The organism is Pantoea sp. USHLN298 (genome assembly GCF_037149395.1).
Lineage (GTDB): Bacteria > Pseudomonadota > Gammaproteobacteria > Enterobacterales > Enterobacteriaceae > Pantoea > Pantoea astica.
On record NZ_JBBCRO010000006.1, the window covers coordinates 348,403 to 370,556 of the forward strand.

Genomic DNA, 22,154 nt, shown 5'->3' on the forward strand with positions numbered 1-22,154 from the left:
GCCGCGTTCTTTTCACGGAGAGCGTCGTGGACAGTCATTCATCCTGCCACCGCGCATCGCAAAGCAAAAACCCCGCCGGAGCGGGGTTTTTGGTAAAAAGCCGACGCTGACCGTTAGGCCGCGTTCTTTTCACGGAGAGCGTCGTGGACAGTCATTCATCCTGCCACCGCGCATCGCAAAGCAAAAACCCCGCCGGAGCGGGGTTTTTGGTAAAAAAGTCGACGCTGACCGTTAAGCCGCGTTTTTTTCACGGAGAGCGTCGTGGACAGTCATTCATCCTGCCATCGCGCATCGCAAAGCAGAAACCCCGCCGGAGCGGGGTTTTTGGTAAAAAGCCGACGCTGACCGTTAAGCCGCGTTCTTTTCACGGAGAGCGTCGTGGACAGTCATTCATCACTGTCGGCTCTTAGCCCGCAAAGCAAAAACCCCGCCGGAGCGGGGTTTTTGGTAAAAAGTCGAAGCTGACCGTTAAGCCGGGTTCTGTCGTGGACAGTCATTCATCTAGGCCAGCAATCACTCACTGGCTCAAGCAGCCTACCCGGGTTCAGTACGGGCCGTACCTTGTGAACCCCTATTTGGCCTTGCTCCGGGTGGAGTTTACCGTGCCACGAACTGTTGCCAGTCGCGCGGTGCGCTCTTACCGCACCCTTTCACCCTTACCTGATCCCATTACTGGGCCATCGGCGGTTTGCTCTCTGTTGCACTGGTCGTAGGCTTGCGCCTCCCAGGCGTTACCTGGCACCCTGCCCTATGGAGCCCGGACTTTCCTCCCCTCTGCCCGTCTCCCCACAAGTGGGGACGACGACAAAGCGGCGACTGTCTGGTCAGCTTCGGCGCGGGATGATAGGGCATTCGCCGCTATTTGTCACGCCTCTTGCTGCTCCAGCGCATACTTATACAGCGCATTTTTCTTCACGCCATGAATCTCAGCGGTCAATGCAGCGGCTCGCTTGAGCGGTAACTCTTTCTGTAACAGCGCCAGCGTGCGCAGCGCATCAGGCGGCAACGCCTCTTCGTCGGCTTTGTGCCCTTCAACAATCAGCACCATCTCGCCTTTGCGACGATTATCATCTTCTTTGACCCAGGCCAGTAGCTCGCCGACCGGTGCCCCGTAAATCGACTCCCAGGTTTTGGTCAGCTCACGCGCCAGCACCACGTATCGGTCAGCGCCCAGCTCGGTCACCATATCCTGCAGGCTGTCCAGCAGGCGATGGGTGGATTCGTAAAAGATCAGGGTACGCGGTTCCTGCACCAGCGCGCGCAGCACATCACAACGGCCTTTAGTTTTGGCCGGCAGAAATCCTTCGTAACAGAAACGATCTGAGGGTAATCCAGCGGCACTCAGCGCCGCGATCGCCGCACAGGCACCAGGCAGCGGTACGACACGGACACCGGCTTCGCGACAACGCCGCACCAGATGATAGCCGGGATCGTTGATCAGCGGCGTGCCGGCATCGGAAACTAAGGCTATGCTTTGCCCCTCTTGCAGCTTCGTCAACAGCAGCTCAGCCTTCTGCTGTTCGTTGTGGTCGTGAAGTGCGAAGAGTCGCGCATTGATGGCGAAATGTTGTAGCAACAGCCCGGTATGACGTGTATCTTCCGCAGCGACCAGATCGACGCTCGAAAGCACCGTCAGCGCCCGCTGGGTGATATCACCCAAATTACCAATCGGGGTTGGAACGATGTAGAGCGTGCTGGCAGAAATCTCTGCCCGATCGAGTTGTTTCATTGTTTCATCCGAATTGCCGATTTAATATTGAGCATCTTGAAAAAAACATCACTGGATACAGTATGCTTCCTTCAAAAGTCGTTCGTCGTAAAGCAGGACGCTTTCTGCCTGTCGTTCTTGCCGGGCTGATTTTAGCCGCGTGTAGCGGTCAGGGGCCGCAAACCTCAACCGTCAATATTCAGGGGCCTGCCACGGCTAATTCAGCCTATTACCTGCAACAAGCGCAGCAAAGCAGCGATGATAGCAAGACCGACTGGCAATTACTTGCAATCCGCGCCCTGTTGAAGGAAGGAAAGTATCCTGAGGCGACCCAGCAGTTAAGCCAGTTGCCACAACAGCTATCAGAGACTCAGCAGCAGGAGTTACTGCTGTTACAAGCGCAACTGCAGCTGTCGACACAGCAGATCAAAGAGGCGCAGGCGCGCTTACAGCAGGTGAAAACCGGTGCGCTGTCGCAGGATCAGCTGGCGCGTTACTACGGTTTGCAGATTGCCAGCGCGCAGGGCCGTCCTTCGCTGTCGCTGTTGCGTACCTATATTGCGCAGGAGCCGCTGCTGAAAGGTCCCGATCACCAAAGTAATATTGACGCCACCTGGCAGGCACTGACGCAGATGCCGCAGCAGGAAGTCAGTAATCTGGTGATTAACGCTGACGAAAATGTTCTGCAGGGCTGGCTGGATCTGCTCGCTGTCTGGCGTGCCAATAGCCAGGATGCTGAGATGCTGAAGTCTGCCATTAAAGACTGGCAGACCCGTTATCCACAGAACCCGGCGGCGAAGACCTTACCGACTCAGCTGAGCCAGATGCAGAATTACACCAAAGCCTCGACCAGCACCATTGCGCTGCTGCTGCCGCTGAACGGTCAGGCGCAGGTGTTCGCCAATGCGATCCAGAAAGGCTTTAATGACGCGAAGAATGGCCTGCTGACGCCAGCGCCACAGCCAGCGGCCGCACAGCCCGCGACAGCGGATGCTACCACCAGTGCGCAGCCCGCCGCCAATGCTGACGCGGTGGTCAGTCCATCCGCCGCACCAATCAGCGCGCCGCAAGCGCAGCCAGCCGGGACGGCAACGCAACAGCCAGCCGCCGCCCAGCCTGCCGCAACCCAACCTGCTGCCACGCCATCGGCCGCCTCAGAACCGGCCAGCAACGCGCAGATCAAAGTCTACGACACCAGCAGCCAGCCGATTCAGCAGGTGATGCAGCAGGCGCAGCAGGATGGCGCAACCATCGTGGTCGGTCCGCTGCTGAAGAGCGACGTTGAGCAGGTCGCTAACAGCCAGACGCCACTCAATGTGCTGGCGCTTAACGAGCCGGAAAAGATCCAGAACCATCCGAATGTTTGTTACTTTGCGCTTTCTCCTGAAGACGAAGCGCGCGATGCCGCGCACCATATCTGGGATCAGGGCAAGCGTCAGCCGCTGCTGCTGGTACCGCGCAGTGGATTGGGCGATCGCGTGACTAACGCCTTTGCGCAGGAGTGGCAGTCACTGGGCGGCAGCACCGTGTTGCAGCAGCGTTTTGGTTCCACCGCCGAGCTGAAACAGGGTATCAACAGCGGCGCAGGCATCAGCTTATCCGGCACGCCGGTGAATGCTGCGCCAGCCGAACCCCAGGGCGTCTCGATTGCGGGCGTGACCATTCCGGCCCCGCAGCAGAGCACGCCAGACGTCGCCAGCACCAGCGGTGACGGCGCGGTCGATGCGGTCTATATCGTTTCGACGCAAGGCGAGCTGCAGCTGATTAAACCGATGATCACCATGCGTACCGGCAGCCGCAGCAACATCGCGCTCTATGCCAGTTCACGTAGTGCGCAGGCGGGTGCCGGTCCGGACTTCCGGCTGGAGATGGATGGCCTGCAGTTCAGCGATATCCCGCTGCTCTCCGGCACCAATCCGGGCCTGATGCAGCAGGCATCGAAGTCCTTTAACAATGACTATTCGCTGGTTCGCCTGTATGCGATGGGGATTGATGCCTGGACGCTGGCGAATCACTTTAACCAGATGCGTCAGTCACCAGGCTTTACGCTGGATGGCAATACCGGCAAGCTGAGCGCCGATGCGGATTGTGTGATCAACAGGAAGTTGACATGGAACCAGTATCGTCGGGGCGAAATCGCGCCAGCCAACTAAATCGCCGTCAGATTGGCGCCGGGCATGAACAGCGTGCCCGTCGCTATCTTGAGCAGGCAGGCCTGAAATGGGAAGCCAGCAATGTCCATTGTCGCGGCGGGGAACTTGACCTGATTATGCGCGACGGGCACTGTTGGGTGTTTGTCGAGGTTCGCTACCGGCGCGATGCGCGTTACGGCGGCGCGCTCGCCAGCGTGACCCGCGAGAAACAACATAAGCTGCTGCGTGCCGCTGCTCTGTGGCTGGCACAACGCGGCGGCAGTTTTGAAACAGTGAATTGCCGTTTCGACATCATCGCCATTACCGGCACGGCGCTCGAGTGGCTGCCGAATGCCTTTAATGCAGACGTTTAGAACCAGGTGGTCGTGTGCAGGACAGAATTAAAGCGTGTTTTACTGAAAGTATCCAGACCCAGATTGCCGCCGCTGAGGCGCTGCCCGATGCCATTTCCCGCGCGGCAATGACGCTGGTGCAGTCGTTACTGAACGGCAATAAAATCCTGAGTTGCGGCAACGGCGCCTCATCAGCCAATGCGCAACACTTTGCCGCCAGCATGATCAACCGTTTCGAAACCGAGCGTCCCAGCTTACCGGCACTGGCGTTAAGCGCCGACAACGTGATGCTGACCGCGATTGGCAACGATCGCCTGCATGATGAAGTTTACGCCAAACAGGTGCGGGCACTCGGCCAGGCGGGCGACGTGCTGCTGGCTATCTCCACCCGCGGTAATACCCGTGACATCGTTAAAGCCGTTGAGGCCGCCGTTACACGCGATATGACTATCGTTGCGCTTACCGGGTATGATGGCGGAGAGCTTGCCGGACTGTTAGGTCCGCAGGATGTGGAAATTCGCATCCCGTCGCACCGCAGTGCCCGCATTCAGGAGATGCATATGCTGACCCTGAACTGCTTGTGCGATCTGATTGATAATACCCTGTTTCCACACCAGGAATGACCGAAGGAGCACCAATGAAAGCATTGAACGCTGTAGCCATTCTGTTAGCCGCAATGCTGCTGCAAGGCTGCGTTGCCGTGGTTGCTGGCAGCGCCGCTGTCGCCACCAAAACCGCCACCGATCCCCGCACCGTCGGGACCCAGGTTGATGATGGCACGCTGGAATTACGCGTCTCTAACGCCTTAGCCAAAGACCAGCAAATCAAAAGCGATGCCCGCGTGATCGCCACCGCTTATCAGGGCAAAGTGCTGCTGACGGGTCAGGCCCCTTCGCAGGAGATCGCCGATCGTGCCAAACAGATCACCATGGGTGTTGATGGCGCAACCGAGGTCTATAACGAAATTCGTATCGGCCAGAAAGTCACGCTGGGGACCTCCTCCTCGGATACCTGGATTACCACCAAGATCCGTTCGCAGCTGCTGGGCAGCGATCAGGTGAAATCATCCAACGTCAAAGTCACCACCGAAAATGGCGAAGTGTTCCTGCTGGGTCTGGTGACGCCGCAGGAAGCGCAGGCGGCGGCCGATGTGGCCAGTCGGGTGAGCGGCGTGAAGCACGTAACCACCGCCTTCACCATGCTGAAGTAAACTTCCGGACAGCAAAAAGGCGGCCCTGGCCGCCTTTTCTTATCGCTGAATCCTCAGACCGGAATATCAATCACCAGCGCCTGAGTTGCCGTTTTGGCAGTCAGCCTGAGCAGTTGCTCTTCCTGCAAAAATGCGCCATCACCACAGCCCAGCTTCTCCTGATACTCAGTCCCGGAGATTGCCTCCAGCGAGCCATGAATCGATTGCAGATAGGCGCGGGGTCCGTTTAACCGCATCGAATGCTGTTCACCGGGAGCCAGCTCAACCTGATGAATCCACACCTGCTGCCGCAGTTGCAGGCTGCCATCCGTGCCGTCCGGCGAGGCCAGCAACTGCGCGGTTTTTCCCTCCGACAGCACGATTTTCTGCATCCGCGGGTTTTCCCGCTCCGGACAGGCGGCCAGCCACAGCTGCATCCGCGTCAGCGGGCGATCTTTGTTCGGGTTGATTTCGCTATAGCTGACGCCAGGCTGGGCCGAGAGCAGCAACGCTTCCCCTTCCCTGACAATGATGTGGTTACCCTCACTGTCGCGGTATTCCGCTTCACCCTGCAGCACGATGTTCAGCACATCGACCTGCGGGTAGGTGCGCGGCTGAAAGGCGGCACCCGGAGCCAGCACTTCCTGGTTCAGGACGCGTAACGAGGCATAGCCCATCAGTTTGGGATCGAAATAGTGGCCAAAAGAGAAACTGTAGCGCGCCTGCAACCAACCGAAATCGGCCTGACCACAAGCGGACGCACTGCGTGTTGTTATCATGATTTACCTCCAGCATCCGGTGGCGAGGATCGGCCACGGACTTTATACCCATATGGTAAAAGTCTGGACGCCGGATTGTTAGCCAGTTAATCTGCCTGGCATGTTCAAATTTCCTGACAGAGAACCGGGATGGCTAAAGAGCGTGCGTTAACCCTTGAATCTTTACGCGTTATGGATGCGATTGATCGACGCGGAAGTTTTGCCGCAGCCGCTGACGAACTGGGCCGGGTGCCTTCGGCGCTCAGCTACACCATGCAAAAGCTGGAAGAGGAACTGGATGTGGTGCTGTTTGACCGTTCCGGTCACCGCACCAAATTTACCAACGTGGGACGCATGCTGCTGGAGCGAGGCCGGGTGCTGCTGGAAGCAGCCGATAAGCTGACCACCGATGCGGAAGCCCTGGCGCGCGGCTGGGAAACCCATCTGACCATCGTCACCGAGGCGCTGGTGCCGACCGAAGCGCTGTTTCCGCTGGTGACGCGGCTGGCAGATAAAGCCAACACCCAGTTTTCGCTGGTCACTGAAGTGCTGGCTGGCGCGTGGGAGCGGCTGGAACAGGGACGGGCTGACATTGTGATCGCGCCCGATCTGCACTTTCGCGCCTCGACCGAAATCAATACCCGCAAGCTCTACACCATGATGAGCGTCTACGTCGCCAGCGCCGACCACCCGATTCATAACGAGCCAGAACCGCAGTCGGAAGTGACGCGGGTGAAATATCGCGGCATTGCGGTGGCGGACACGGCGCGTGAGCGTCCGGTGCTGACCGTACAGCTGCTGGATAAGCAACAGCGCCTGACGGTCAGCAGCATGGAAGACAAACGCCGTGCGTTGCTGGCGGGCCTGGGCGTCGCCACCATGCCCTATTCGCTGGTTGAGCAGGATATTGCCGAAGGTCGCCTGCGGGTTGTGAGTCCGGAATACACCCGTGAAGTGGATATCATTATGGCGTGGCGTCGTGACAGCATGGGTGAAGCCAAAGCCTGGTGTCTGCGCGAGATCCCGCGCCTGCTGGCGAAAAAGAGCTGATGCTGCGCTCCCCGCACCGCCGGGGAGAAAATGCCAGCTATGACCGGCTGAGACAGTCGATCGCCACCGCCTTAAAGCAGGCGAAGTCCGTACTGTCGCGCAGCCGGGTCATCGCTCTTTCACGCAGAAACGTCACGAACAGGTCGTAGATCGCCATCGCTTCTTCATATTCACTTTTGCTGATCGCCAGCAGGAAAATGACGTAGGCCGTGTCATCACCCCAGGCGATGCCGTGCGGCGCCAGCACGGTATAAACCACGGTTTTCTTCGCCAGCAGCCCCAGCGAGTGCGGCAGCGCAATCCCTTCACCCAGCATGGTGCTGACGATCGCCTCACGCTCCTCCACCGACGGATAAAATGCCGCATCAACATAGCCTTCCGCTTCCAGCTGATCGCAGAGTTGCCTGAACAGCGCAGACTGGGTCATCGGCCGGTCGACAATGTGAAAATGCTGAGCATCAAAAAATTTTGCCAACATATAGGGTCGGGTACGATCCACCAGCACCAGCTTGCCAATCTGCTCCAGCTGGAAGCCGGTCGGAAATGGCGACATCACCACCACCGGCTTCTCTTTTTCGCTGAGCCGGGTGGTAGAGATCACAAAATCCTCATCAATGCGGCTGCGCGCCTCATACTCCCGCTGCGACAAGCGGGCCGTCACCTGCAGCTGCGGGTATTTGCGCAGCAGCATCGCCTCAATCATCCGTAAAGTTGAGTTACCGCTATCGCACACCAGCAGCACCTGCGGATGACGCTGATAGCCGACATCATAGTGACGCTCCAGTCCGACCCCGATATGCAGCACCAGAAAGCCGATCTCGTTCTCGCTGATAACATACGGGGTATATTTCCCCCAGCTGGTCACCGCCGCCAGCGTCACATCATAGGCCATCGGATAGTGCTGTTTAATGTTGCTCAGCAGCGGATTAGGAATATGAATCTGGTAGCGCACCCGGGTAATCATGGTTTTGATATGGGTGAGCAGATCGGCGCGCAGCTGCTGGTCGTTTTGCAGATTGAAGTTGTAATGGGTGTTGATAAAACTGAGCAGATAAGCGACCAGGGCCTCAGCATCATCCGCATTGATCGCGCTGGGTGCGATGGCCTGGATGCGCCGCGCGGCGATATTGACCCGCAGCCAGTTCTCTTCGGCAGGTGAGATCGGCTTACTCACCAGCGGCCGCATCAGGGTGATCAGCTGGTGCGCCGCTTCCCGCACTTCGTCGCCAATTTCTTCAGCACCGGGATCGTTGAGTGGATAACCTTCGCTGATGCGCCGGACCGCTACCGCGCAGTAGATCCGCAGGTAGCGCTCGCCTTCATCACTGATGCGGATATTGTGCTGGGCGAAGCAGCTTTGCAGCAAGGGACGCAGCGTATCGAGCATCCCGCTGTTCAGCGCTTCGATGGTCAGCAGCGGGCTGTCAGGCTGCGCCTGATCGATCTCCCACAGCAGATCGGTCAGGCAGGTACGAATCGCCACTTCACTGCCAAACAGCTTCATACCGTAGTGCGGTTTGCTCTCAATCGTCAGGTGATAGCGCCCCAGCCACTCCCGCACTTCGGCCATATCGTTTTGCAAGGTGGCGCGGCTGACGAACCACTCTTCCGCCAGCTCCTCCAGCTTGATGGAGTAGGCTGCGGTGAGAAACCGGGTCAGCAGATAACGAATACGGTCTGGCGAGGTGCGCGGCACGCGCAGCGGTGACGCAGTCTGCTGTTGCAGATGCTGGAAACGCTGAGCATCCTCAACCTTTAGCTGATAGCCTGCACCACGGTTCAGAATAAACTGCGCGCCGTGCTGCGCCAGCAGCGCGTTCAGCGCGGTGATGTCAGTGCGCACGGTGCGCGTCGACACGGCAAAACGCCGCGCCAGTTCATCCTGAGGCAGCGTTTCGTTTTGCAGGGCATCAAACAGTTGCGCAAGGCGCTGATTGGGAAATCTCACGATGGTTTACCTGTTGCTGCGGTTGGAAAAAGCCGGCGTTCAGCCGTCAGCCTACGGGGATCGTGGGGCAACGTCCATATTGCCTGACGCCCGCCATTCAACGGGCAGGCGTCAGACGAGGCTCCTCAGGCCAGCAGCTTTTTACAGATTGCCAGCAGTTGCTGCACATCTTCAATCCGGGTTTCCCCGCTGGCTTTATCGATGATCGAACTGTAGACGTGCGGGATCACTTTACTGACGCCGGCGTCCAGCGCGATACGAATGATCTGTTCAACGTTATCCAGATCGATACCGCCGGTCGGCTCCAGCCAGAAATCCTGTCTGGCGCAGGCGTCCGCCACGGCACGATACTCCTCCACCGTCTGCAGTCCGCCCATCGGGAAATACTTCACTGAACTGCCGCCCATGTCCTGCAGCATCGCGATGGCGGTGCTAATCGGGACGATCGCGTCATCACTTTTCGCACTGCGCGGTCCGGTGGAGATTTTTACCTTGCCCGGCGTGCCGGTGGGCGAGATTAACCCGTTAACCACCGTCTGCGACTGACCCAGCAGCGCACGGCTGGTGGCGACGCCGGTAAACACCTGGTTGACATGCTGCGGTTGCAGCACGGCGGAGATCTCACTCACCATCTGCGACTGACCCGGATCGCCCGCGCCGAGGCCGACCGACAGCGCATTGTCGATCAGCGCGGCATATTCCCGCATATCCGCGATCGCCGCCTCATTGCTGGCGTAGTTTTTCGACAGAACGCCGACCAGTACGTGTCCTTCTGCCGCCTGCCAGATAGCGCGCGCATTCTCTTTCGATCCCGCCAGTACGTTGAGACACAGGCGATCCTGATAAAAATGGGGTGTCAGCGTCATGCGTTTTTCTCTCCGGTTAACAGTGCCTGAATATGGGCAAAAATGGTCTGTAACTGATCGGCACTGACGCTGCGCACGTCCGCCTCAATGATCCCTTCGTTGGCTTTGTAGCCACGGAAGTAGATGGCGGTCTCACCGTTTTTCAGCGCCTGTACCAGATCGCCGGTGCGCTGTCGGATCGTGGCTTCATCAAAGGCGATCTCGGCCCGGGCGATATCCCGTCCGGCGGCATCCCACACCACGCGGGCAGTGACGCCGTTGAGTTGATTAAGCTGGTCAATAAACGGCGTCATCTTTTCCACCATCTGCGCGCCGCTGATCTTCGGCTGAGTCAGATAGTTTTCAATCGCCTGCGTCAGGCCAAGAATGCCCTCTTTACCGACTTTCATCGCGCGGCCAATGCCGTTGGTCTGGCGTTTTACCCATTCGACATAGTCATGACGGCCGATCACCAGTCCGCTGGTCGGGCCTTCGATCGCTTTTGCGCCGCTGTAGATCACCAGATCCGCACCCGCCTGGTAATAACATTGCAGATCTTCTTCTGCGGCCGCATCGACGATCAACGGCACGCCATGCTGACGTGCCACTGCCGCCGCCTGCGCCACGTCGAGGTGGCTTTTCTGTACGCAGTGATGCGATTTTACATAGAGGATCGCGGCAGTCTGCGGAGTGATCGCCGCCGCCAGTTGCGCTGGCGAACACTCATTGCTGTAGCCCGCTTCCACCAGATGTCCGCCGCCCAGCGTCACCATGCTGCCGACCGGCGCGCCATAATTGACGTTATGCCCTTTCGGCACCACGATATGATGCGGCACGCTGAGTGGCGCCGCGTGCAGATTGTCCAGCAACCAGTCGTTATCTTTGACGATCACCGCCGCCACGCTCTGAGCGATGCCGGCGGAGGCGCAGGAGACCACCAGCGCATTCTCTACCCCAAGTAATCCGGCAATGTAGCTGCCGGTCTTGTTCACCAGATCCTTCATTTCGAAGTAGTGATCGAGACCATATTTCACCGTATCGATCACATCACTGCTCGGAGTTGAAACCCCAAGAATCGTCATACGGCCAGAGGCGTTAATCACCGGCTTCAGGCCATACTTTTCATATACCGAGCTCATTCACTGCTCCCTCTTTAATCGCGATCCACCGGCCGGCGACCACTGCCGCCAGCGGGACCAGATGCTGCTCACCCGCGACCTGTTCACCTTCTGAATCGATAAAGGGTCGGGTCTCTTCTTTCACGGTAAAAATGGTCAGATCGGCGTCGTAACCGACTTCCAGCCGGCCCTTGCGCGTCAGACGCAGGCCGTCCGCCGCGTGGGCGGTGACGCAGTTAATCACCTGCGGCAGCGTCATGCCGACGCTGAAAAATTTCGACATCACGTGCGCCAGGCTGTGAACCGGTCCGGTCAGCCGATTGCGGCAGTAGATGTCGGAACTGATGGTGTCGGGCAGAATGCCCTGCGCGATGGCGACACGGGCTACCTCAAAACTGAAACTGGCGCTGCCGTGACCCACATCCAGTCTGACGCCACGGGCCATCGCCTGTTTTACCGCCGCTTTCAGCTCGCCCTGCGGCGTCAGAATGCGGTTGGGTTTGCCGTTAAAGCAGTGAGTGATGATGTCGCCAGAGGTCAGCAAATCGGCAATCTGCGCCAGATCGGGCGGATTGTTACCGATGTGGACCATCAGCGGCAGGCCGCCCACCGCCTGCTGGATCGCTTTGGCTTTCACCAGCGGCTGAACACCGTTTTTACCCACGACGCTGCTGCTGATCCGCGCCTTGAGGCCGACGATAAAGTCGGGCAATCGCACCACCGCCTGCGCCACCGCCTCGCCATCAATCTGCGACATATCAGCCAGTTCGTTCTGGGTAACAATGCCGGTGCGGGCGATATTGATCAGCGCATAGACCTGAGTCTGCGCGGCGCGCGTCAGCTGATAAAAATCATCAATGTGCTGCGCGCCGGTGCTGCCAGCATCCACCACGCTGGTGACGCCCTGACTGACGCCGATGGCATCGGCTTCATCATGGTAAATCGGGGACTTTGGGTAGCAGTGAACGTGGGAATCGATCCAGCCTGCACTGAGGTAGTCGCGGCCAGCCAGATCGCGCTCGCTGCGTGCCTGGCCGTTTACTTCGCCGATGGCCGCAATTTTGCCGTCCAGTACGGCAATATCCACCACCCGTTCATCACAGAGGCGCGCACGGCGAATGATTAAATCGAACATGGGGACTCCTTAACGGCAGCCCGTTGCCGGGCCGCCGGTGACATCAGAGCGCGATGGGGAAAATCGCACCGAGGATCATCGCACCGAGGATGGCTCCGCCGGTGATCGGCTTGTTCCACAGGTAGAACAGCAACGCACCCAGCAGCGACCCGAGGCCAATCGGAATCGACGCCGCCATCGCTGACAGAATGATGAGCGGTCCAAGGAAGCGGCCAGAGGCGTTACCGGCACCCATCATCACGTCAGCACCGTAGGTGGAGTCGCTCTGATTGATGGTGAACTTACGCGCCAGAATAATCAGGTAGCCAATCGCCACACCGATCACCAGGCCCGTCGCCAGCGAGGCGGCGAAGTTGGCCACCGGGAAGACGATGCCCGCCCCCAGCAGCAGTGCCGGTACACCCAGCCCGACACCGGTCTGAATCGCACCGCCGATATCCAGAATACCGACCAGCGATCCCTCAATGATGCGGGCGAACAGGAAGCTGGCACCGAATGCGGCGACCGCGCCGTAGACGCCGGTTTCCATGCCCGCACGCAGCATTGAGACAAATGCCACCTCGTTGAAGGCGCCGATGCCATACAGGTAATACATATGCGTACCGGCAAACACGCCGGATGAGAGCAGGCCAACAAAGATCGGGAATGACCAGTCGGCGTACCAGAAGCCTTTATTTTCGTTCATCAGCATCGCCTCTTATTTGCCACTGACTGAGTTGTGGATCATATCGAGCCAGCCAGGGATGCCGAGCTGAAATGACTGCAACAACTTCATGTCGAAACCGCGGAAGAAGCCACTGAGAACAAACAGCAATACAATGGCGGTCATCATCACTTTAGTGACCCGGTTCCAGCCGCTCTCTTCCACGCCTTTGCCGATCAAAATACCCAGTACCAGTCCCGGTACGGCGTTGCCCATGATCAGCTGCGCCAGACCGCCAAAAATGGTGGCCCAGAAGCCCGATTTGCGACCCGCATCGATCGCTGCCAGCCAGAAGATCACCGGCATAACGGTATTGACCAGCAGGTTAGCCGCCGGTACCAGCACTTTCACTGCGGTAACCTGCAGCGCCGCCGGTACGGCTGATGCCGTAGAGTTGAGGAAGGCCACCACGAACATGCCGATAATGCCGCAGGCGATAGCCATCTTTTTCGGGTTGTGCAGCGTTTCCGCCACGTTGCGGTTTTTGACCATCAGCGCCGCGGCGCCCCAGTTTGGAATGATGCGGTGGTCCACATCCTGGGTGAACGATCCGGCTGCAACAGAAGATGCCCAGGCGTTAAAGAAGAAGCCAAGACCAAAGGAGAAGTGAGAAGCCGGATCGCCCTCGCACGAGTTGAGTTCCCCCAGCGTACGAAAAGCGCCCATTCCCTGAGTGGTGGGTGCGTGAAACATCCGCGCCGCGCCAGCACCGACGCCGACGCCCACCAGCCCCCCAATGATCAACGACTTAAACAAAATGATTAAAAACATGTTGTTGTACCTTTGTTGTCGTTTTTACCCGGCACGCCTCAGCCGTCGTCTTGCCACAGCCTGCCCGTCGCGTGACAAACGGCCAGCGCGTCGTCGGACAAGCGGCTTTCTGACGTGAAAGGGTTCTGTTTTTACGGTGTCACGGTAAACGCCACCTGTTCGGTGTCGAAAACGGTGACGCTGACGGTGATCTCCAGCTCGACGCTGTAGCTCCGCCGTTGACGCGCCAAAAAGAAGAACAGAAATTTCTCGGTTCTGACGCTCTCCTGTGCGCGCAGCACCCGGACATCCTGGGGCTCAATGCGCAGCAGAATTTTTTGCGTCGCGCGCAGAACCTGGTTCTGTACGCGACTCAGGGCATCGGCAAAGGCTTTCGCTTTGCTGTCGCCTTTACCCTCTACCGTCACCTGCGTAACGTATTGTTCTTTCATGATCAGCTGCCGTGCTTCTTGTTCCAGGCCTGCACCAGCCGTTCGCCCAGCTCTTCTTTATCCATGAAACCGAAACCCAATACGGTGGCACCTTCGTTGATGGCGGTGACGCCTTCGTCGATGGATCGCATGCCATGTTTCGCCTTGTAGCCATATTTGTTCTGGGCGGTAATCGCACCTGCGCCGCCGCTGCCGCAGAACGAAATGCCGAAGTCGGCGTTTTCCGCCTTCATCACGTCGCCGAGCTTCATGTCTGCCGCCACGCCGGGTACCACGACCGCGCGTCCACCGGCTTTCTCGATGCCTGCCGCGACTTTCTGCCCTTTACCTAAACGATCGCCAATCACTACAGTTACCATGTTCACTTCCTCATCAGTTGTTTGATCGGGCAACTTCGATATGCACCGAGAGCAGCCATGCTTCTTCGCGTGGCAGATTGCCAAACAGATCCACCACCTGCTGCGCCAGCTGCAGCGTTTCCGGCGGGATATCCTCAAACAGCTCGGCTTCCACTTCTGGCAGCGGCTCACCGCTCAGCGAACGCGACGCCATTGCCCCGACATGTGACAGCAGCATCTGCTGCTGAACCGCATTCGGCTCAATACCGTGCTGCTGGTAGATCGTCGCAATCTGCGCCATCACCCTGTCAGCCAGCTGCTGCACTTTCTCCGGTGGCGCTTCATGCACCGGAACGCCGTTATTGCTCACCTTGCTACTCCTGTCAGACCGGATAATTCGCGTTAAAAATAAATTACCCCTGATAGCACGGCCTGTGGAGACGCAACATTTCCAGCATCAAGTGGAAATCGAGGTGAGGCCTGTGCGCCAGATCGCAGGCTGCACGCTTAGTGCGACACAGATCGCAGAATGCGTGAAATGCGTAAATGGGGCGAATAAGGTGCGCAGGCTGTGCGGTGGGATGGATCGGAGAAAGTGGCAATACGCCGGGTAATAAGCAGAAGTGATGATGAAAAACGCCGGTCAGGGGTGACCGGCGCTGGCGTTAACGGAATTTCTTATGGTTAACGTTGCGGATGTCGTCGAACTTCGCGGCTTCGCGTTTCGCCCCGTCCACGTTGTTGGCTTTCGCCAGCGCACTGACCACATCGATCTGCGCGATCAGCGAGTCGATACCGGCATGGAAATCTTTCACCTGTGGGCTGTCAGCCGGCTGGCCTTCCAGCTTATCCGGCGTGCCCTGTCGCGCATCCTGCGCTGCGGTACGCATTTTGGTCAGCGCCTGCTGCATCTCCTGTGCATCGTCGGTTTTTTTGACGATCTTCAGGTTGGCATTCAGCGTATCCATATCCTGCTCCAGATCGGCCGCATAGAGGCTGGCACTGGAGAACAACAGAGAAGCAGACAACATTGCAATCACAAGCTTACGCATCGCTCTTTCCTTTCTTATTGTGATGAAAAAAAAGCAGCCAACCGGCTGCTTTCAGAATCCATCTTTCTTATTGTCCCGCTATCTTCATTTCGGGCAGTAACACCGAGCCGCACTGGATATTGCTGCGGGTTTCGATGTCATCACCGATGGTCACCATATTGCGCCACATCTCTTTCAGGTTGCCGGCAATGGTGATTTCACTGACGGGATACTGAATTTCACCGTTCTCAACCCAGAAACCGGCCGCACCGCGTGAGTAATCGCCGGTAATGGCGCTGACGCCCTGTCCCATCAACTCGGTCACCACTAAACCGGTGCCCATCTGCTTCAGCAGATCGTCGAAGCTGTGGCCCTGGCCAGCGATACGCCAGTTATGAATGCCACCAGCATGACCGGTGCTGGTCAGGCCCAGTTTACGGGCTGAGTAGCTGGTCATTAACCAGGTTTGCAGCACGCCATCTTTAATGATGTCACGCGGCTGGGTGCGCACGCCTTCGCTGTCGAACGGGGTCGATGCCAGCCCTTTCAGCAGATGCGGCTGCTCATTAATCGTCAGCCACTCTGGCAGGATCTGCTGGCCCATCGAATCCAGCAGGAAGGTTGATTTGCGGTAAACACTGCCGCCGCTGATCGCTCCAACCAGATGACCGAACAGACCGGTGGCCACTTCAGATGCAAAAATCACCGGTGCTTTCATGGTAGAGAGTTTACGCGGTGCCAGACGCGACAGCGTACGACGTGCGCATTCCGCACCCACCCACTCCGGGCTCTGCAAATCTTCAAATGCGCGGCCAATGGTATAGGCGTAATCGCGCTCCATGTTGCCATCCTGCCCGGCAATCACGCTGCTGGAGAGCGAGTGACGGCTGGAGCAGTAGCTCTGCAACATACCGTGGCTGTTACCAAATACTTTGATGCCGACGTGGCTGTTGAAGCTGCCGCCTTCGGTGTTAATGATGCGCTTGTCTGCCCGCAGCGCCGCCTGTTCCGCCTGCGCCGCCAGTTCAATGGCGCGATCGGCATCGATCTCCCACGGATGGTAGAGATCCAGATCGGGCGCGTCATACGCCAGCAGGTCAGCATCTGCCGGACCGGCAAAGGGATCAGGTGAGGTATAACGCGCAATATCGATGGCCGCCTGCACGGTACGCTTGATCGCATCCGGGCTGAGGTCGGTCGACGAGGCGCTGCCTTTACGATTCTGATGATAAACGGTGATGCCTAGCGCGCCGTCGCTGTTAAATTCGACGTTTTCCACTTCACCATAGCGGGTGCTGACGCCGATGCCAGTGGTTTTACTGACCGCCACTTCCGCGCTGTCAGTGCTTGCTTTAGCCAGTTCGAGCGCCTGCGCAATCGCCTGCTCCAACACTTTTCGCTGTTCTGCAACCTGAGTAGATACGTTCATCGACCTGCCGTCTAATCTTATGTATGTATGATTTGAGTCTATCAGAGTCAGAGAACAATTTCGCAGTCACCCGATAAACTGGTAGGATTAGCCTCTTTTTTTGGGAGTCCACTAATGACCAAACAGCCCGATGAGTGGCTCGACGATGTGCCAGATAATCATGAAGAAGAAGATGAAGAGATTATCTGGGTCAGTAAGAGCGAAATAAAGCGCGACGCTGAAGAGCTGAAACGCCTGGGTGCCGAACTGGTTGATCTGGGTAAAAACTCGCTGGATAAAATCCCGCTGGATGAGCGCCTGCGTGCCGAAGTCGAACTGGCACAGCGCATCAAGAAAGAGGGTCGCCGCCGTCAGTTGCAGCTGATCGGTAAACTGCTGCGTAGTATTGATGTGGAGCCGATCCGCGTTGCGCTGGATAAGCTCAATAATCGCCATAACCAGCAGGTTGCGCTGTTCCATAAACTGGAAATGCTGCGCGATCGTCTGATTGAACAAGGCGATGATGCGATGACGGATGTGATCGCCCTTTATCCTCAGGCCGATCGTCAGCAACTGCGCAGCATGATCCGCAATGCGCAGAAAGAGAAAGCGGGCAACAAGCCGCCGAAATCTGCGCGACAGATCTTTCAGTATCTGCGCGAGCTGGCCGAAAGCTAAGCGATGTCGGGGCGGGCAGGATCGCCCGCCTTCAGGCTGCTTAGCGATAGATGTAGAGAATGCCGGTCCGCAATCGCAACTGGCGTTCGCTGGAGGTGGCCGAGCGACCAATATCGCCAAAGGTCACATACGGCACCCAGACGCGCCGATCGCCGAGCGCATAGTCGAACTGTAATTCCTGCTCATAATCATCATGCCGGTTAGCAAATAGCCGGGCATCCGCATGTTTATAGACCAGCTTGTAGGTGGTGGTCAGCCGATCGGTTTTATTGCGCAGATAGAGATCAAACCGGTTAGCGGTACGGTGCCGATCGGTATCGCAATAATCGATTCCGCCGGTGCGGCATTGATCGTCGTGCGCATAATCGGTCAGTTCCAGTCGGTAGAGCCCGCCAAGAGACCAGCTTTCATTAACTTTGTACCAGGGCGCCACACCAAACTTCCATTCGGTGCGTGAAGAGTTAAACTCCGGCTGAATAAAAGGCGATAGCGTCCAGTTTCCCCAGAAGTACGATTTCAGAAAGGTCACTTCCACTACGTTTAACACCGTGTCGTTATAATATTTATCTTTGGGATCGGCGCCACCGGTTTTAAATTTGGTTTCAACCCCAAGCCACATATTATCCGGCAGCGTGGTGCTCAGCCCCAGCTTATCGTAATGGGTCCGATCCCGAAGACGATACTCATGTCGGTAATCGACGGTGGCCGTCGCCAGCGCGGCGGCAGAAGTGGTCAGTAGCATGATGCTCAGCGCGACGCGCCGTAATCTGTTCTTTCCCATGACAACATCCTTATTCATAATCATCAGGGCCATTAAATTTAACGCATTCAATTAACCCAAAATTAACGTACGTTTAAATTAGCGTGCCAAAATAATAAAGCGCACATCATAAACACCGGTTAATTATTTCATTAACGTAAAGTCCGTTTATTAATCCGATGATGACAAAGACGATGCTAGGAATTATTGACGGAATAAGCCTTTCTGCTTTAGACAGAAAGTTGATCAATATGGCAACAGCAGGAAGAGTATGCAGATCACATTCAAATTATGCGGCGTTGTTTCTGATTAAATAAATCATTAAATGAGAAAGATAATAATAAATTAAGCGCCCGATTCGGGCGCTTATTAACTCAGGCGAGCTTATCCAGCAATTTCTGATGAATGCCGCCAAAACCACCGTTGCTCATCACCAGGATCGAATCCCCCGGCTGTGCCGCTTTAGCGATCATTGAGACCAGCGTATCGATATCCGCCGTGGTGTGTGCAGGCTGCATACAGGCGTCAGCAACGTCTGAGACCTGCCACGGGATATGATGCGGCTGGAACAGGAAGACTTCGTCAGCGCGCGCCAGTGAGGGCGCCAGCTCGTTTTTGTTCACGCCCATTTTCATGGTATTGGAGCGAGGCTCCAGCACCGCAAGAATCCGTGCCGTGCCGCCTACTTTGCTGCGCAGCGCCGCCAGGGTAGCCAGAATCGCGGTCGGATGATGGGCGAAGTCGTCATAGACTTTGATGCCGTTGACCTCGCCGCGTAGCTCCAGCCGGCGACGCGCATTGATAAAGCTGTTCAGTGCCTGGCCGGCATCTTCCGGCTTCACGCCAACATGCCGCGCTGCCGCAATCGCCATCAGCCCGTTATGCATATTGTGTTCACCGACCAGCGACCAGTTCACTTCGCCCACTTTCGCACCGTCGAGCCACACTTCCCAGTGCGAGGCATCCGCGGTGAGCTTCCTGGCCTGCCAGCGACCGTGATCGCCAACGTTCTCCTGCTCGCTCCAGCAGCCCATCGCCATAACCTGTTTGAGGTTGTGATCGTTCTCGGGCAGCAGGATCTTGCCCTGTCCCGGCACGATCCTGATCAGATGGTGAAACTGCTTCTGGATCGCCCGCAGATCGTCAAATATATCGGCGTGATCGAACTCAAGATTATTGAGGATCAGGGTACGCGGGCAGTAATGGACAAACTTGGAGCGCTTATCAAAAAACGCGCAATCGTACTCATCCGCTTCAATAACGAAGAATGGACTTTTTCCTAATTTTGCGGAAACGTCGAAATTTCCCGGTACCCCACCAATAATGAAGCCGGGTTCCAGCCCGCAGGCCTCAAGAATCCACGCTGCCATGCCGGCGGTGGTGGTTTTGCCGTGGGTTCCTGCCACTGCCAGCACCCAGCGATCGCGCAGCACGAAATCGTGCAGCCACTGCGGGCCAGAAAGGTAAGGAATGTTGCGTTCCAGTACCGCTTCCACACATGGATTGCCGCGCGTCATAGCATTGCCGATGATCACTAAGTCAGGCGCCGGGTCGAGCTGGCCTGCGTCGTAACCTTCTGTTAATTCAATGCCTTGCTGCTCAAGCAGCGTGCTCATTGGCGGATAAACATTGGCGTCCGAACCGGTCACCTGATGGCCGAGCGAACGGGCCAGCATCGCCAGACCGCCCATAAAAGTGCCACAAATCCCAAGGATGTGAATGCGCATAACGAGATCCATTACTCAAAAGTTCGGCGCACAGTGTAACGCCGCTCGAAGACGGAAGAAACGGATTAGGACTATGGTTTTTGAAGTTCAATCGGCTAAACTGCGTACGCATACGTTGGCAGACTGTTACGCATGCTGCCACTCCATCGAAGATTCAGGGAATGTGTTATGAAAACGTTGGGCGAATTTATCGTCGAGAAGCAACACGACTTTCCGCACGCCACAGGTGAACTGACGGCGCTGATTTCAGCCATCAAGCTGGGTGCCAAAATTATCCACCGCGACATCAATAAAGCCGGTTTAGTGGATATTCTCGGTGCCAGTGGGGTTGAGAATGTTCAGGGTGAGCAGCAGATGAAGTTAGATCTGTTCGCCAACGAAAAACTGAAAGCGGCATTGAAAGCCCGTGGCATCGTCGCCGGTATCGCGTCTGAAGAAGAGGACGAGTTCGTTATCTTTGAAGGTGAAGAAAACGGTAAATATGTTGTATTGATGGACCCACTGGATGGTTCATCGAATATCGACGTTAACGTTTCTGTCGGTACCATCTTTTCTATCTATCGCCGCGTCAGCGAGCCGGGTACGCCGGTGGTCGAAGCTGACTTTATGCAGCCTGGCAACAAGCAGGTCGCTGCCGGTTACGTGGTGTACGGTTCATCGACCATGATGGTTTATACCACTGGCGCGGGCGTACATGCGTTTACTTACGATCCGTCACTGGGCGTCTTCTGCCTCAGCCACGAGCGGATGACCTTCCCGGAAACCGGTTATACCTATTCGATTAACGAAGGTAACTACATCCGTTTCCCTCAGGGCGTGAAGAAATATCTGAAGTTCTGTCAGGAAGAGGATATCGCGACACACCGTCCTTATACGTCCCGCTATATCGGGTCGCTGGTCGCTGATTTCCACCGTAACCTGCTCAAGGGCGGCATCTATCTCTATCCAAGCACCGCCAGCCATCCGCAAGGTAAGCTGCGTCTGCTGTATGAGTGCAACCCAATGGCGTTCCTGGCTGAGCAGGCGGGCGGTAAGGCCAGCGATGGTCAGAAACGTATTCTGGATATTCCACCGGTCACGCTGCATCAGCGCTGCCCGTTCTACTGCGGCAATGAGGCGATGGTTAACGACGTTGAGCGTTTCCTGGCCGAGTTCCCGGATTGCCGTCAGGGATAATCTGGCGTCGGTAGTGACATATTCAAAGCCTGCTTAATGCAGGCTTATTTTTTTCCGTTTCGCGGCTATCGCTGGCATCACAATGCTGGTAATACTTTTCTATCTCTTCTTCTGCCCGCTTACGCATACCCGGGCTAGCCGGAAAGTGATCCAGCCCGGCGAAATATAAAACAAGACTCAACGTGCAGACCACCAGCCCGATAAAAAGGCTCGCATAAATCATCAAAAAGCCCAGAGCCAGCAGGCACAGGCTGCAGATTAACAGCGCAATAGCAGTAAAGAACCGGGAATTTATCTTCTCTCTGTTAAAGTATAATCGGCCGTTACGGCTGAGGCTGAGCGTATACTGATGTACGGCAAAATATTTAAAATTTGTGATTTCGCTGGATGTATCGATAATTTTAATAACTTCTTGCTGAATGGCGCTATTTTTTACCCCATATATTTTCTGGTTTAACAGGGTGATATAACGGCTTGTCAGCTGCGCTTGTTCCCGCTCGCTCACTAACCCCTCACTGAGTTCATTCTTTATGAACCGCATTTTATTATTAATTGTATGCTGGAAGAGGTGTTCGCCCTTTATATTCTTAGCGAGCCAGCGAAGTATCCCCGCCACAAAAAACAGACCCACTATTAACATAAAAAAGAGCGGTGAATGTTCATATGTGGACAATAATTTGTCGAGGTTTTCAATAACTGAAGCGTACACGTCTTTGCTCCCGATTCTGTAACATGATGGTCTGCGGGCAATGTTAGCGAATAAGGTCCGGACTGAACACCATTCAGGCTAAGGAGAAACCGTCGGCGAGGGAGATGCGGGGAAACTGCTTATGAGACAGGCGCAGCATAAGACGCAAAAAACAGCGGGATAATGAGCGCATAGAGGATGCGCTCA

General features: G+C 56.5%; 23 protein-coding genes and 1 other RNA gene. 7 read left to right on the top strand and 17 right to left on the bottom strand.

Translation table 11 applies throughout. The features are described 5' to 3' along the window. Window positions 1-453: 453 nt before the first annotated feature. Both rnpB and rsmI read right to left on the bottom strand, forming a co-directional pair. Window positions 454-832: RNase P RNA component class A (gene rnpB / locus WFK59_RS17345), an RNA gene on the bottom strand. 33 nt (window positions 833-865) lie between these two features. After that, a complete protein-coding gene (rsmI, locus tag WFK59_RS17350; protein ID WP_336756619.1) occupies window positions 866-1,729 on the bottom strand; it encodes a 16S rRNA (cytidine(1402)-2'-O)-methyltransferase in 864 nt (287 codons plus the stop codon). Between the two features lie 62 nt (window positions 1,730-1,791). Here rsmI and WFK59_RS17355 point away from each other — a divergent pair, with 62 nt between their 5' ends. Genes WFK59_RS17355 through dolP form a run of 4 tightly spaced genes read left to right on the top strand, consistent with a single transcriptional unit; the run spans window position 1,792 to window position 5,403 of the window. Continuing rightward, complete coding sequence (locus tag WFK59_RS17355; RefSeq protein ID WP_336756621.1) at window positions 1,792-3,861, top strand: penicillin-binding protein activator; 2,070 nt, start codon at window positions 1,792-1,794, stop codon at window positions 3,859-3,861. Continuing rightward, entirely contained in the window at window positions 3,819-4,214 is a 396-nt protein-coding gene (locus tag WFK59_RS17360; RefSeq protein WP_233987042.1) for a YraN family protein, read from the top strand. The genes WFK59_RS17355 and WFK59_RS17360 overlap by 43 nt, the downstream gene beginning before the upstream one ends. Before the next feature lie 14 nt (window positions 4,215-4,228). Then, complete coding sequence (gene diaA / locus WFK59_RS17365) at window positions 4,229-4,816, top strand: DnaA initiator-associating protein DiaA (protein WP_233987041.1); 588 nt, start codon at window positions 4,229-4,231, stop codon at window positions 4,814-4,816. A 14-nt stretch (window positions 4,817-4,830) separates the two neighbouring features. Then, a complete protein-coding gene (gene dolP, locus WFK59_RS17370) occupies window positions 4,831-5,403 on the top strand; it encodes a division/outer membrane stress-associated lipid-binding lipoprotein (protein WP_233987040.1) in 573 nt (190 codons plus the stop codon). 53 nt (window positions 5,404-5,456) lie between these two features. On the opposite strand, the gene WFK59_RS17375 is transcribed toward dolP, so the two are convergent. Further along, window positions 5,457-6,161 carry a pirin family protein gene (locus WFK59_RS17375; protein ID WP_336756623.1) on the bottom strand — a complete coding sequence of 235 codons (705 nt, stop codon included), beginning with the start codon at window positions 6,159-6,161 and terminating at the stop codon, window positions 5,457-5,459. 129 nt (window positions 6,162-6,290) lie between these two features. On the opposite strand from WFK59_RS17375, the gene WFK59_RS17380 reads away from it, so the two are divergent. Beyond that, window positions 6,291-7,190 carry a LysR family transcriptional regulator gene (locus WFK59_RS17380; RefSeq protein WP_094120573.1) on the top strand — a complete coding sequence of 300 codons (900 nt, stop codon included), beginning with the start codon at window positions 6,291-6,293 and terminating at the stop codon, window positions 7,188-7,190. A gap of 37 nt (window positions 7,191-7,227) precedes the next feature. Here WFK59_RS17380 and WFK59_RS17385 read toward each other — a convergent pair whose 3' ends face one another. The 11 genes from WFK59_RS17385 to pmbA all read right to left on the bottom strand — a co-directional run bounded on the left by WFK59_RS17385 (window position 7,228) and on the right by pmbA (window position 16,939). Further along, window positions 7,228-9,138: a BglG family transcription antiterminator gene (locus tag WFK59_RS17385; protein WP_336756626.1), complete on the bottom strand. Its 1,911-nt coding sequence runs from the start codon at window positions 9,136-9,138 to the stop codon at window positions 7,228-7,230. Window positions 9,139-9,263: 125 nt separating this feature from the next. After that, window positions 9,264-10,004: a 2-dehydro-3-deoxy-phosphogluconate aldolase gene (gene dagF, locus WFK59_RS17390; protein ID WP_233987036.1), complete on the bottom strand. Its 741-nt coding sequence runs from the start codon at window positions 10,002-10,004 to the stop codon at window positions 9,264-9,266. Further along, the gene (locus tag WFK59_RS17395) at window positions 10,001-11,122 is read right to left on the bottom strand and encodes a DgaE family pyridoxal phosphate-dependent ammonia lyase (protein WP_233987035.1); all 1,122 of its coding nucleotides are present in this window, start codon (window positions 11,120-11,122) and stop codon (window positions 10,001-10,003) included. Before WFK59_RS17395 ends, dagF begins: the two co-directional genes overlap by 4 nt. Continuing rightward, window positions 11,106-12,236 carry an amidohydrolase/deacetylase family metallohydrolase gene (locus WFK59_RS17400; RefSeq protein ID WP_336756628.1) on the bottom strand — a complete coding sequence of 377 codons (1,131 nt, stop codon included), beginning with the start codon at window positions 12,234-12,236 and terminating at the stop codon, window positions 11,106-11,108. The genes WFK59_RS17395 and WFK59_RS17400 overlap by 17 nt, the downstream gene beginning before the upstream one ends. A gap of 43 nt (window positions 12,237-12,279) precedes the next feature. Next, window positions 12,280-12,921: a DUF4310 family protein gene (locus WFK59_RS17405; protein WP_094120578.1), complete on the bottom strand. Its 642-nt coding sequence runs from the start codon at window positions 12,919-12,921 to the stop codon at window positions 12,280-12,282. Between the two features lie 12 nt (window positions 12,922-12,933). Further along, window positions 12,934-13,710, bottom strand: coding sequence for a DUF4311 domain-containing protein (locus WFK59_RS17410; protein WP_094120579.1), 777 nt, complete (start codon window positions 13,708-13,710; stop codon window positions 12,934-12,936). Between the two features lie 131 nt (window positions 13,711-13,841). After that, a complete protein-coding gene (locus tag WFK59_RS17415) occupies window positions 13,842-14,141 on the bottom strand; it encodes a DUF4312 family protein (protein WP_336756630.1) in 300 nt (99 codons plus the stop codon). 2 nt (window positions 14,142-14,143) lie between these two features. Continuing rightward, the gene (locus tag WFK59_RS17420) at window positions 14,144-14,500 is read right to left on the bottom strand and encodes an SFCGS family glycine-rich protein (RefSeq protein WP_009087404.1); all 357 of its coding nucleotides are present in this window, start codon (window positions 14,498-14,500) and stop codon (window positions 14,144-14,146) included. A gap of 13 nt (window positions 14,501-14,513) precedes the next feature. Then, window positions 14,514-14,849, bottom strand: coding sequence for a glycine dehydrogenase (locus tag WFK59_RS17425; RefSeq protein WP_233987032.1), 336 nt, complete (start codon window positions 14,847-14,849; stop codon window positions 14,514-14,516). A gap of 295 nt (window positions 14,850-15,144) precedes the next feature. Further along, entirely contained in the window at window positions 15,145-15,531 is a 387-nt protein-coding gene (gene cybC, locus WFK59_RS17430) for a cytochrome b562 (RefSeq protein ID WP_336756632.1), read from the bottom strand. Between the two features lie 67 nt (window positions 15,532-15,598). Further along, a complete protein-coding gene (pmbA, locus tag WFK59_RS17435; RefSeq protein WP_336756634.1) occupies window positions 15,599-16,939 on the bottom strand; it encodes a metalloprotease PmbA in 1,341 nt (446 codons plus the stop codon). A 114-nt stretch (window positions 16,940-17,053) separates the two neighbouring features. Between pmbA and yjgA the strand changes: the two genes are divergently transcribed. Further along, window positions 17,054-17,596 carry a ribosome biogenesis factor YjgA gene (gene yjgA, locus WFK59_RS17440; protein ID WP_233987029.1) on the top strand — a complete coding sequence of 181 codons (543 nt, stop codon included), beginning with the start codon at window positions 17,054-17,056 and terminating at the stop codon, window positions 17,594-17,596. A gap of 40 nt (window positions 17,597-17,636) precedes the next feature. Here the strand turns inward: yjgA and WFK59_RS17445 are convergent, their stop codons facing one another. Next, window positions 17,637-18,377, bottom strand: coding sequence for an oligogalacturonate-specific porin KdgM family protein (locus tag WFK59_RS17445; protein ID WP_233987028.1), 741 nt, complete (start codon window positions 18,375-18,377; stop codon window positions 17,637-17,639). Window positions 18,378-18,730: 353 nt separating this feature from the next. Continuing rightward, window positions 18,731-20,083, bottom strand: coding sequence for a UDP-N-acetylmuramate:L-alanyl-gamma-D-glutamyl-meso-diaminopimelate ligase (gene mpl, locus WFK59_RS17450; RefSeq protein WP_233987027.1), 1,353 nt, complete (start codon window positions 20,081-20,083; stop codon window positions 18,731-18,733). A gap of 168 nt (window positions 20,084-20,251) precedes the next feature. On the opposite strand from mpl, the gene fbp reads away from it, so the two are divergent. Next, a complete protein-coding gene (fbp, locus tag WFK59_RS17455; RefSeq protein WP_094120585.1) occupies window positions 20,252-21,259 on the top strand; it encodes a class 1 fructose-bisphosphatase in 1,008 nt (335 codons plus the stop codon). Window positions 21,260-21,281: 22 nt separating this feature from the next. On the opposite strand, the gene WFK59_RS17460 is transcribed toward fbp, so the two are convergent. Further along, window positions 21,282-21,968 (bottom strand): hypothetical protein, encoded by a 687-nt coding sequence (locus WFK59_RS17460; RefSeq protein ID WP_336756637.1) that lies wholly within the window; start codon window positions 21,966-21,968, stop codon window positions 21,282-21,284. Window positions 21,969-22,154: the final 186 nt, after the last annotated feature.

Excerpts from the sequence above, each read along its gene's own strand:
- WFK59_RS17410 (WP_094120579.1), bottom strand. The coding sequence starts at position 13,710 with ATGTTTTTAATCATTTTGTTTAAGTCGTTGATCATTGGGGGGCTGGTG.
- WFK59_RS17395 (WP_233987035.1), bottom strand. The coding sequence starts at position 11,122 with ATGAGCTCGGTATATGAAAAGTATGGCCTGAAGCCGGTGATTAACGCC.
- dolP (WP_233987040.1), top strand. The coding sequence starts at position 4,831 with ATGAAAGCATTGAACGCTGTAGCCATTCTGTTAGCCGCAATGCTGCTG.
- yjgA (WP_233987029.1), top strand. The coding sequence starts at position 17,054 with ATGACCAAACAGCCCGATGAGTGGCTCGACGATGTGCCAGATAATCAT.
- pmbA (WP_336756634.1), bottom strand. The coding sequence starts at position 16,939 with ATGAACGTATCTACTCAGGTTGCAGAACAGCGAAAAGTGTTGGAGCAG.
- WFK59_RS17380 (WP_094120573.1), top strand. The coding sequence starts at position 6,291 with ATGGCTAAAGAGCGTGCGTTAACCCTTGAATCTTTACGCGTTATGGAT.
- WFK59_RS17375 (WP_336756623.1), bottom strand. The coding sequence starts at position 6,161 with ATGATAACAACACGCAGTGCGTCCGCTTGTGGTCAGGCCGATTTCGGT.
- dagF (WP_233987036.1), bottom strand. The coding sequence starts at position 10,004 with ATGACGCTGACACCCCATTTTTATCAGGATCGCCTGTGTCTCAACGTA.
- WFK59_RS17415 (WP_336756630.1), bottom strand. The coding sequence starts at position 14,141 with ATGAAAGAACAATACGTTACGCAGGTGACGGTAGAGGGTAAAGGCGAC.
- mpl (WP_233987027.1), bottom strand. The coding sequence starts at position 20,083 with ATGCGCATTCACATCCTTGGGATTTGTGGCACTTTTATGGGCGGTCTG.
- fbp (WP_094120585.1), top strand. The coding sequence starts at position 20,252 with ATGAAAACGTTGGGCGAATTTATCGTCGAGAAGCAACACGACTTTCCG.
- cybC (WP_336756632.1), bottom strand. The coding sequence starts at position 15,531 with ATGCGTAAGCTTGTGATTGCAATGTTGTCTGCTTCTCTGTTGTTCTCC.
- WFK59_RS17420 (WP_009087404.1), bottom strand. The coding sequence starts at position 14,500 with ATGGTAACTGTAGTGATTGGCGATCGTTTAGGTAAAGGGCAGAAAGTC.
- WFK59_RS17445 (WP_233987028.1), bottom strand. The coding sequence starts at position 18,377 with ATGGGAAAGAACAGATTACGGCGCGTCGCGCTGAGCATCATGCTACTG.
- WFK59_RS17405 (WP_094120578.1), bottom strand. The coding sequence starts at position 12,921 with ATGAACGAAAATAAAGGCTTCTGGTACGCCGACTGGTCATTCCCGATC.
- WFK59_RS17360 (WP_233987042.1), top strand. The coding sequence starts at position 3,819 with ATGGAACCAGTATCGTCGGGGCGAAATCGCGCCAGCCAACTAAATCGC.
- rsmI (WP_336756619.1), bottom strand. The coding sequence starts at position 1,729 with ATGAAACAACTCGATCGGGCAGAGATTTCTGCCAGCACGCTCTACATC.
- WFK59_RS17400 (WP_336756628.1), bottom strand. The coding sequence starts at position 12,236 with ATGTTCGATTTAATCATTCGCCGTGCGCGCCTCTGTGATGAACGGGTG.
- WFK59_RS17355 (WP_336756621.1), top strand. The coding sequence starts at position 1,792 with ATGCTTCCTTCAAAAGTCGTTCGTCGTAAAGCAGGACGCTTTCTGCCT.